At 66.9% G+C, this 8,306-nt stretch carries 7 protein-coding genes and 2 pseudogenes; 7 read left to right on the top strand and 2 right to left on the bottom strand.

The window, feature by feature from the left end:
* Positions 1-94: 94 nt before the first annotated feature.
* The 6 genes and pseudogenes from AB0F17_RS34140 to AB0F17_RS34115 all read left to right on the top strand — a co-directional run.
* A pseudogene (locus AB0F17_RS34140) lies at positions 95-388 on the top strand (pilus assembly protein CpaF); the annotation flags it as partial.
* A gap of 62 nt (positions 389-450) precedes the next feature.
* Positions 451-1,455, top strand: coding sequence for a type II secretion system F family protein (locus tag AB0F17_RS34135; protein ID WP_358031354.1), 1,005 nt, complete (start codon positions 451-453; stop codon positions 1,453-1,455).
* 553 nt (positions 1,456-2,008) lie between these two features.
* A complete protein-coding gene (locus AB0F17_RS34130) occupies positions 2,009-2,497 on the top strand; it encodes a type II secretion system F family protein (protein ID WP_358031352.1) in 489 nt (162 codons plus the stop codon).
* Between the two features lie 591 nt (positions 2,498-3,088).
* Positions 3,089-3,373, top strand: coding sequence for a DUF4244 domain-containing protein (locus tag AB0F17_RS34125; RefSeq protein WP_358031350.1), 285 nt, complete (start codon positions 3,089-3,091; stop codon positions 3,371-3,373).
* Positions 3,374-3,471: 98 nt separating this feature from the next.
* Positions 3,472-3,792: a TadE family type IV pilus minor pilin gene (locus AB0F17_RS34120; protein WP_358031348.1), complete on the top strand. Its 321-nt coding sequence runs from the start codon at positions 3,472-3,474 to the stop codon at positions 3,790-3,792.
* Positions 3,729-4,388, top strand: a complete 660-nt coding sequence (locus AB0F17_RS34115; protein WP_358031347.1) for an Rv3654c family TadE-like protein — start codon at positions 3,729-3,731, stop codon at positions 4,386-4,388. The genes AB0F17_RS34120 and AB0F17_RS34115 overlap by 64 nt, the downstream gene beginning before the upstream one ends.
* A gap of 261 nt (positions 4,389-4,649) precedes the next feature.
* On the opposite strand, the gene AB0F17_RS34110 is transcribed toward AB0F17_RS34115, so the two are convergent.
* Both AB0F17_RS34110 and AB0F17_RS34105 read right to left on the bottom strand, forming a co-directional pair.
* Positions 4,650-4,979, bottom strand: a complete 330-nt coding sequence (locus AB0F17_RS34110; RefSeq protein ID WP_358031376.1) for a hypothetical protein — start codon at positions 4,977-4,979, stop codon at positions 4,650-4,652.
* A gap of 17 nt (positions 4,980-4,996) precedes the next feature.
* Positions 4,997-5,260 (bottom strand): annotated as a pseudogene (locus AB0F17_RS34105) (class I SAM-dependent methyltransferase); the annotation flags it as partial.
* Positions 5,261-6,181: 921 nt separating this feature from the next.
* On the opposite strand from AB0F17_RS34105, the gene AB0F17_RS34100 reads away from it, so the two are divergent.
* On the top strand, positions 6,182-8,176 hold the full coding sequence (locus tag AB0F17_RS34100; RefSeq protein ID WP_358031345.1) for a hypothetical protein: 1,995 nt from the start codon (positions 6,182-6,184) through the stop codon (positions 8,174-8,176).
* The last annotated feature ends 130 nt before the right edge of the window (positions 8,177-8,306 follow it).

The following is an 8,306-nucleotide window of genomic DNA, read 5'->3' as shown; positions in this document are numbered from 1 at the left end:
AACCCATGGAAGGTGAACAAGGGCCGGCCCCACAGATGCCCGCCTAACCTGGCGCCACCTGCCGCACCTAAGATCAACTTCTTAGTTCAGAGAAGGCACTTTGCACGCCAACGCGGCCGCCGACGTACCGCCCCGGCTGGAGGCACTGGGATGCGCGGCCGGCTTGACCAGAGAAGCTGTTCACAGCCAACTGGCCGCCGCCTTGGACGTGGTCATCCACCTGACCCGCAACCGCTCCGACGGCCGCCGCCGCGTAGCGGAAATCTGCCTCCTGTCGAGATCTTCGACAGGCTTCGTCGAATCCGTAACCGCCCTGACCTTCGACACAAAGGGCCACCCGCACACCGGCCCAGGACACGACGCTCTGACGGAGAGGACTTGTCCGTGACCCAATTCGCATCGTGGCGAGCCTGTCGCAGGCAACCGGATTCGTGTCGCTCGGCGAGAGCTATGGGAACGTCGCCTCCACGCTGCGCCGCAGCCGTACCACCAGCCGTACACAGGCGCCCCGACCAGGCCGAACAACAAGCGAGTTGCGACCCGCGACCGAAGCCAAGTCCCGCGTCACGTGCCAAGCGAAGATCGACGGTCCGCACCACACCCGGCGAGGCTCACCCGACCCCGTACCGTCACCGGCTCGCACCGACCCCGCACCGCCACCGACCCCGCACCGCCACCCACCCCGCACTGTCATCGGCCAGGCTCACCCGACCAGACCGCGACGAGCGAAGGGAGCGTAATCCCGTGATCGCAGCCCTCATGGCCGCATTGTCCACAGCAGCCGCCATATGGCTGTGGACCGGCCCAAGCACCGCCACAGCCCGCCTCGACAGGCTGACCTCCATCCGTGAGCCATTCCAGCCGCGATCCATAAAACACCTGATCACCCGCCCCAGCCCAGCCCGTCGCGCCGACGCCTGGCGGCGAGCATCGATCGAGCTCTGCCAAGCCCTCTCAGCCGAACTGACCGCAGGCCGTACTCCAGGCGAAGCTCTCACCAGAGCGATAACCGCAGTCGACTTCCCAGACCCGGAAGCCCTGCGCCCGGTGATGGCGGCGGCAAGAGATGGCGGCGACGTTTCCACAGCTCTCGTATCCGTGGCACCACAGCACGGCGGCGAGGGACTACGCCGCTTGGCCGCCTGCTGGAGCGTCAGCGTGACCGTAGGCGCAGGACTAGCCGCCCTCGTAGAACGCGTCGGCAGCACGCTACGTACAGCCCAAGCCCACCGCCAGGACGTCACGGCACAACTGGCCGGCCCTCGCACCACCGCGAGAATGCTGGCCGCACTGCCCGCCCTGGGCCTCCTCATGGGAAGCGCACTGGGAATGCACCCACTCGCCTTCCTCTTCGGCAACCTCCCCGGCCTCGCCTGCCTCACGGCCGGAATCGCCCTCGACGCCTGCGGCCTGTGGTGGACCCACCAGATGGCGACCCGCGCTGAAAACTCGTAGCCACGACCCGCCCAGACCTTCGCCATGGCCACCTTCGCCATGGCAGCCACGGCCATGGCGGCCACGGCCACTTAGAGGCGCCCGCTTGAGCCCATCCACTTCAGAGGCAGCACCGACTCCTTGGCTTCTATCTCTTTCCTCAATCGATCGCGTCGCGCAACCGACCGGGAACGGATCCCTGACGATGTTCGAGCTGCTCTCCGCAGCCTGTGCCTGCGCAGCAACCTGGCTGTGGATCTCACCGACAACCCCGGCCGAACGCCTGACCCGCCTGCGACCGCCAGGAGCAGCCGCCCACAACCGCCCACACCACCCCGGACCACAGCGACCCACGCGCTCACCCTCTGCAGGACCAGATACCGACACGTCCCCCATACGACCGGATACCGACACGCTCTCCCCACCAACCTGGCTCGATCACCTCGCAACTTCACCCCAACCGATCACCCGCCGCACGATCGTCGGAGCCCTCAGCGCCGCCCTCTTCACCGCTCTACTCATCGGCGGAGCAGCCGGACTGATAGCGGCCCTGCTCATCGCCCCCATCGTCGGCGTGGCCCTACACAGACGAGACGACCCGGAAACCCGCCAAGACAGCAAACAGATCACCGCCGACCTGCCGTTCGCCGCCGACCTGATGGCAGCTTGCCTCCTCGCCGGACAGCCGGTCAGCGCAGCCACCGAGATAGCAGCAGAGGCGCTGGGCGGCCCACTCGGCCAGCGCTTGTCGTGGGTTAGCCGCCAACTCCGGCTGGGCGCCGACCCAGACCCCACCTGGGCCTTCCTCGCCCGAGAACCGGCCACGGCACAACTGTCACGAGCAATGAGCAGAGCCGCTCAGACGGGCGCCCCAGTGGCAGACGTCCTGACCCGCCTAGCCAACGACGCCCGCGAATCGACCCGAGCCACGTCCGTGGCCGCAGCCAGGAGCGTGGGCGTCAAGGCAGTAGCGCCTCTCGGCCTGTGCTTCCTACCGGCCTTCGTCCTGCTCGGCATCATCCCCATCGTCGCCGGCCTCGCAACCGCCATCACTTTCCCGTAGCACCTACCCGGGGACCAGCCCTTGCTTCCGGGGAAGTATGCATCCAGGGGCAGCCCCCGAAACTGGCCAGCCCCCCAGGACCTGCTCCCCAGGACCTGCCTACTCCCCAGGACCTGCTCCCCGGGACCTGCCTACTCCCCGGGACCTGTTCTCCGGGACCTGCCTGCTCTCCGGGACTGGCCTGCTCCCAGGATCGGCCTGTGCTTCAGGACTCGCCTGTGCCCAGGAACCTGCCTGCCCGGGCTCCGGGGCGGGGCCTGAGTTCCCGAACCCGCCTGAGCCCTGGAGTCGGCCTGCGCCTTGGAAGTGGAACCTGCCTGTGCTCCGCGGCGCCCGCCCGAGCCCTCGAACTGGGCGGCCCGGCCTCAAATTAGCGTGGGCTTCCGACCCGACCCGACCCGACCCGACCCAGGCACGGGCGGTATCCCATTCCCCTATCGCCTATCCACAGGTGCCTGTCACCTATCCACAGGTCGCTCCGACTCCTCCACTTATCCCCAGAACCACGTTCGGGCCGTCCGCCGCATACAGCCTTCAGACACCGTTGGACCCACGCCGGACAACGCCCGGCCCCGATCACCTGGAGGCACCATGCACGATGCGGCAATCCCCCCGAACGCTGCCGCCACACCCCCAGAAGACCAACTGCTCGCCAAAGCGGCCACCCCAGCCGCCCACCCCCACCACTGGCTCGTCGACAGGTGGGCCCGCTGTTCGGGACCGCTCCGCGATCGCGGCATGTCCACAGCCGAATACGCGGTGGGCACGATCGCCGCATGCGCTTTCGCAGCGGTGCTGTTCAAGGTGGTCAGCAGCCCAAAGGTGCAAGTGATGCTCTCGAAGCTCATCGACCAGGCACTCAACGCAGCCGGATGACCCCGTGCCAAGCCGCGGCCCCCAAACGCGTGAAGCGTTCAACGTCGCGTCTGAAGCGGCCGACGTCGCACGTGAAGTGGCTGGCATCGCGCGGCTCGGTGACGGCTGAGACCGCCATGGTCCTGCCCGCACTCATGGTCGTCTTGGCCGCCGCCCTGTGGGCGATCCAAGCAGTCGGGGTCCAGTTGGAGTGCGTCGACGCGGCGCGCGCAGCAGCGAGGGCCGCCGCTAGAGGCGAGCCGCTGGACAAAGTCCGCGAACTAGTTCAATCCGCCACCCACCCCAACGCGCGGGTGGACATCAGCCGCAATCCAGAGAGTACAAAAGTAGAGGTCTCGGTGGAGGTACGACCAGCATGGGGAGTGTCCCTGCCCGCCGTACAAGTAGCCGCCTCCGCGACCGCCGACACAGAATCATGACGTACTGGCACACATGGGCGAAGAAGCGTCGAGAGTCAGCGTTCGCCAAGCAAGCAGACCGTGGCTCCGCGACATTGTGGGTCGTCGCGCTCATGGGCCTGCTCATGACGATTGCCACAGCCTTCGCCACGGTGGGCTCCGTACGCGTCGCACGCCATCACGTACACGACGCAGCCGACTTGAGCGCGCTTGCCGCAGCCAGGCTCGCGATCGTCGATCCTCAAGCCGCCTGTGACAGGGCGAAGATCGTAGCCGCGAAGAACGCCGTCCAACTCCTCCAATGCACGCTCACGGGTGAAATCGCGGATGTCCGAACCTCGCTGACCATCACCCTGCCCGCCATAGGGACACGAACCCTGACCGGCAGAGCCCGCGCCGGCCCAAGCGGGTACACGGACCCGGCAGAGACCCTAAGGACCGGAGCCCCTAAGGACCGGAGTCCCCATGGATCGGAGTCCCCATGGATCGGAGTAGAGAAGCCGACCAGGGGAGCACGACCGGAGCAGGAACGCCGGCCGGAGGGAGCACCACAGACCAGAGCAGGAACGCCGACCAGAGGACGCACCCACAGACCAGATCGGAAAGGGACCGGATAAGCATGCACAGGCACGAGTAGTGACGCGGACTTGGTAGCTGGTAGAACGCGCCAGCCTGTGGGGTGGACACGGCAGAGCGCGCACAAGCAGCCAAAGGCCGATGGACCTGGTGAACGAAGGCGGGCGAGTGGGTGATCCGGACGCTGCTCGGCCAGGGTGTGGGCACCCGGACCCGCTCGGCGCTGGAAACCACGTTGGTGATTCGGGTACGTACGTAAGACCGCAGGTAAAAGACCCTATCCGGCGGTTCTCCTGGACTGGTCAGATCCGCGTGCCGCTGAGTAACAGGAAGAGCGGAACGCGGCGGCGACGCGCCAACTCGGCCAAGTCGCCGTCGAACCGCTCTTCCCGAGGAGCGCACTCACGTAGAGCCGACAGCGCGAACCCGGCGTTCACCAGCGCATCCACATAGTCCTCAACAGTCCGATGAAACCAGGTGACGCTCCCGCCCAACCAGTTGCGCTGTCGTGGCCCCTTGAGGAAGTAGTCATCGACGATCCAGTTCGTGCGCGGCTCGCGAGTCCCGGCGTCATAGGAGCTGAGACGGGATGAACAACCGAAAAAACAATCCGCCCACCAGGCGAAAGACATGCCTGGCAAGCCATCAACACCGCCGCCAGATCCTCGACGTAGTGCAGTGCGAGACGAGAAATGATCAAGTCGAACGAGGACGGCGGAGCGGCAAAGTCCTCCATATCCACCTGCTCAGCATGCCCACAGGTGCCCCGAAGGGTCTCGCTGGCAGCCTCGACCATGGCCGCCGAACCGTCCAGGCCCAGGTAGCTACTACAGCCAGCGTTCAGCAGAGTCCGCCCGATAGCCGCGTCACCGCAGCCGAGATCCAAAACCCGCAGGCCGGTGACCGTGCCCATCGCGTCCAGTAGCGCGGGCTCCTCCATGACGTGGTTGGGGCTCATCACTCCGCTATGACGATGGTCGAGATACCTCTGGGAGGTCGTGGGCGAGTCGTAGAAAGAGCCACCACGCTGGGGTGCAGCAGTCACGAGGGGAAGTGTAGATCGATCAGCCGGTCTAACGACGATGCCGCCGAGGCTGGGGGTGCGGCGCTGAGGATGTGACGGTTACACGTTTGTGGCTGCACCCGTCCTGGCCTGTGGCCCTGGCTCCAGGCTCCCTAATCCCCGCCCCTCGCCGCTCCGCCTTTCGTCTCCCGGCCCTCGTCTCCCGGGTCACCGTGCTGCGGGTCACCGTGCTGCGGGTCACCGTGCTGTGTTCGAAGTCTGCCCCTCGGGTTCTTGGGAGGGGTGGATCTGTGGCCAGGCTGAGGGTGTTGGGGCCGGACGGGGGCGGTATTTAGCGCAATGTTCGTGAAAGCAGAGGCGATTTTCGCTTCGCAGAACAATGTGGCTTCTGGGGCTGTCGGGGCCAGGTCGCAATCGAATTACGACTTCTTAGACAGAGTGTCCAAGAGTTAGATAGCTCACATAAGGTGCCGCTTACCCGTGAGTCCATGCCATCTGGGACCGGAGTCTGGGATAGCCCGGATCTGAGCCATTAGGGTGCGGATTCAGGGGCGGTCGATGATCAATGTCGGCCGAGCGGACTGCACTTCCGGTCGTCGCGTGAGCGCCCCAGGGTGGTCAGGCGGCGCGAGGCTCTCTATGGAGGGAAGCGCCGTGACGGTGGTTGGCAGAGCGATAGTCGCGACGGCGGTCGTGGCGGGATCCATCGTGCTTGGTGGGTCTGCTCAGGCGGCCGTGGTGATGCGGCAAGGCGCGAGCCCCGGGGAGATCACGTCTCCGTCCGATGGCCAGGTGGTCACGAGCGGATCCGTGCCGATCTCAGCGCGTACCGGTGTGATGCAGCTCAACATGGGCGTGTACGTGGAGGGGCCCTCGACCGCCAAGCAGAAGGTCGCCAGCGGGGGAGCAAACCAGACGCTTTCCGGTACGTTCGACGCCACCAGCGTCCCCAACGGGACCTTCAACGTGATCCTCAAGGGCGAGCTCACCGGCACCACCTACGCGACGAGCACCTTCAAGCTGAGGCGGCCCGCCGCTGCGCCGGACAACGTCGCCGCAGCCTTGGAGGGCACCAAGAAGATCGTGGTGACCTGGAGCAAGGGTTCGGAGCCTGATCTCCAGTCGTACGAGGTCGCGACCAGCCAGTCCGGCATCGTGGGCAGGTTGCCCGCCGACAGCGCCTGTTCCGGATCATCGTGCAAGGCAGTACTCGCCGTACCGACCAAGGCGGCTGGACAGCGGGTGGGCCTCACCGTGAAGGCGTTCAGGGGCGACGGCGACGGAGGGTCGATCGGCTCGGGCAATTCCGGCGCCGCGTACGTGACCGTTCCCGAGCCCCCGGCCGCCAAGCCGAAGAAGACCGCCACGAAACAGGAAACGCTGACCACCAAGAAGGGCGTCGACACCCTGCCGACGCTGCCCGGCAAGAAGCAGACGCAGCCCACGGCCGCGCCCACGCGCAAGACGACCACGACCAAGAACACCGACAAGCTCCCCGCCATGCCCGACACCGACCCCAAGGGCAACCTCCCGATTCCGACCGCCGACACGACCGGAGACTCAGGCAAGACCGACGGCCTCTCTCCCGACGGCGCCAAGGGCGACACGGAATCCGCTCCCATCGACTCCAAGGTGAAGGCTCAGTCGTCGGAGTCGCCGACCGGAAGTATCGGCCAGTACGGCCTGTACGTCGCAGGTGGGCTTGTCTTGTTGCTGTTGGCCGCGCAGGGAGGCGCGTGGGCGCGTCGCCGGTCTCTCGCGGGAACTGCTGCAACTGCTGGGGGGTCGGCGCCGCACGCGGCTGTCGCTTCGCCCAGTTCGGGCATTCCGCCCCAGCACGGTACGGACAGCGCTCCGTCCACTACCGCCTCGGTGCCCCGGCGTCCGGCGGTGGTCCTGGCCGTTGCCAAGGTCCGTCCGGCCAGTGAGCATTCTCGTACGCAGATGCCTGAACAGTCCCACGCGCCGGAACGGCCCGGCGTCGTCCAGACGCCGGAGATTTCTCGCGCGTCAGAGCGGCTCGGTGGGCACCCTCGCCATCAGCCTCATGAGCAGGCTTCGGGACTCTCGCGTACGCCGGAGCGGTCAGGCGCGCAGACGCCCGTACGGTCTCACCTGCAGGCACTGGAACACCCTCGCTCAGCGGCGTCCGACCGGCTCAGTTTGGGAGTGTCCGACCAGTTCGGTGCAGAAGTTCCCGATCGGCCTGATCTCGGCGTGTCTGGGCAGTTCGGTATGGCTGCTGCGTCCGATCGCTTCAACCTGGCGGCAGCGTCGGACCTACCCGTCACGCCATCCGCCGGAGCTTGGCGTGCTGCAGAGGAGTCGAGTGCCGGTCGGGCTCAAAGGCCGGTGCCGGGGCCGGTTCGAGCGGAGGTGCGGGCCGTTCTCCCGCTGCACCTCAGCGACGCCGACATGCGTGCTGATCAGGATGACTGGGTGTCCATCGGCCAGGATGAGCGGGCGCTTGTCGACCAGGGTGGTTGGAAGGGAGCTGACCGAGGGGCCGTCGACCAGGGCGGTCGGATGCGGGCTGATCTGGACGGTCGGGAAGGCCGCCAGGAGCCCATTCGGATCGCGCTGCCCAGTTCGGCCGTGATCGTGGTGCCTGAGTCGGCCGCCGGCGTCACCCCGCCCGATGTACGAATCGAGGAGCGCTGGGACGACTACCTGCCGCCGTCGCCCAGAGCCATGGAGGACAGCGGCTTCTGGGAGCGCCCACAGCCCGGCGCCGGTGACTTCTGGGCGGCTGACGAGGACGAGAACGCGTTCGCCGGTCACCGCCATCGCGGCGGCGACAGCTAACCCACGACTAACCCGACCTCGGCCCGGCCCGACCCCCAGCTCTGGCTCCGACGTCGGCCCCGGCTCCCGGCCCTCGGCTCGCCGGAACCCGCACTCGATGCCGGAAGAATTGGCCGAGGGTGTTTGAGTC

This window comes from Nonomuraea sp. NPDC026600, assembly GCF_040638335.1.
Classification (GTDB): domain Bacteria; phylum Actinomycetota; class Actinomycetes; order Streptosporangiales; family Streptosporangiaceae; genus Nonomuraea.
This window is presented reverse-complemented; position numbering and strand designations above follow the sequence as displayed.